At 72.8% G+C, this 1,176-nt stretch carries 1 protein-coding gene; it reads left to right on the top strand.

Features of this window, described 5'->3' with window-relative positions:
* The coding region (locus tag HUK84_RS19265; RefSeq protein WP_176641650.1) for an amidase at positions 1-1,081 on the top strand (1,081 nt) is incomplete at its 5' end.
* Between the last annotated feature and the right edge of the window lie 95 nt (positions 1,082-1,176).

The following is a 1,176-nucleotide window of genomic DNA, read 5'->3' as shown; positions in this document are numbered from 1 at the left end:
CGGGGCGATCCTCTTCGCCCGCACCACCGTGCCCGATATCGGCATGCTGTCCTCGGGCCTGTCCAGCCTCTATCCGCTCACCCGCAACCCGTGGGACCTCGCCACCAATCCCGGCGGCTCCAGCGCCGGCGCCGCCACCGCCGCCGCCGCGGGCTACGGACCGCTGCATGTCGGTACCGATATCGGCGGCTCGGTGCGCCTGCCGGCGGCCTGGTGCGGGCTGGTGGGCTTCAAGCCCTCCTTCGGCCGCATCCCGATCGACCCGTACTATGTCGGGCGCTGCGCCGGCCCGATGACCCGCACCGTCGACGACGCGGCGCGGCTGATGGCGGTGCTGACCCAACCCGACCCGCGCGACGCCACCGCCCTGCCCTATCAGCAGATCGACTGGCAGCAGATCGACTGGGACAGCCCCGGCACGGGCCCGGCCGGCCTGCGCGTCGGCCTCATGCTCGATGCCGGCTGCGGCATGGCACTCGACGCGGAAATCGCCGAAGCCGTCACCGCCGCCGCCCGATCGTTCCAGGCCGCCGGCGCCACCCTCGTCCCGGTCCCCCCGGTGATGGACGACGCGGTTCTCAACGGCATCGACCGCTACTGGCAGGCCAGGGCCTGGGCCGAACTCTCCCGCCTGCCCGACGACCGCCGGGCCCGCGTGCTGCCCTATATCCTGGCCTGGGCCGGCCAGGGCGCCGCCGTCTCGGGGGTCGAGGCGATCGACGGCTTCGGCTGCACCTTCACCCTGCGCCGGCGCTGCGCCGATCTGTTCCGGACGGTCGACATCGTGCTCTCGCCGACCACCCCCAACCTGTCCTTCCCGGCGGAATACGCCTCCCCGCTCGACGATCCCACCCGCCCCTTCGCCCATATCGCCTACACCCTGCCCTGGAACATGTCCGAACAGCCGGCCATCTCGCTCAATTGCGGCTTCTCGCGCGGCGGCACGCCGATCGGGCTGCAGATCGTCACCCCCCGCTTCGCCGACGGGCTGGCCCTGCAACTGGCCCGCTGGTTCGAAACCACCTACGGTGCCGTCACCACCTGGCCCGAACCGCCCCTCTCCTGCCCCGACCTCACCTGACCCGTCCCGATCCCATGCCCCACCCGCTCGACCGCCGCACATTCCTTCAGGCCGCCTTCGGCGCGACCGGCGCGCTCGGCGCCGCGCTGGCCCTG

This window comes from Nguyenibacter vanlangensis, assembly GCF_013376155.1.
In the GTDB taxonomy this organism is placed as follows: domain Bacteria; phylum Pseudomonadota; class Alphaproteobacteria; order Acetobacterales; family Acetobacteraceae; genus Gluconacetobacter; species Gluconacetobacter vanlangensis.
This window is presented reverse-complemented; position numbering and strand designations above follow the sequence as displayed.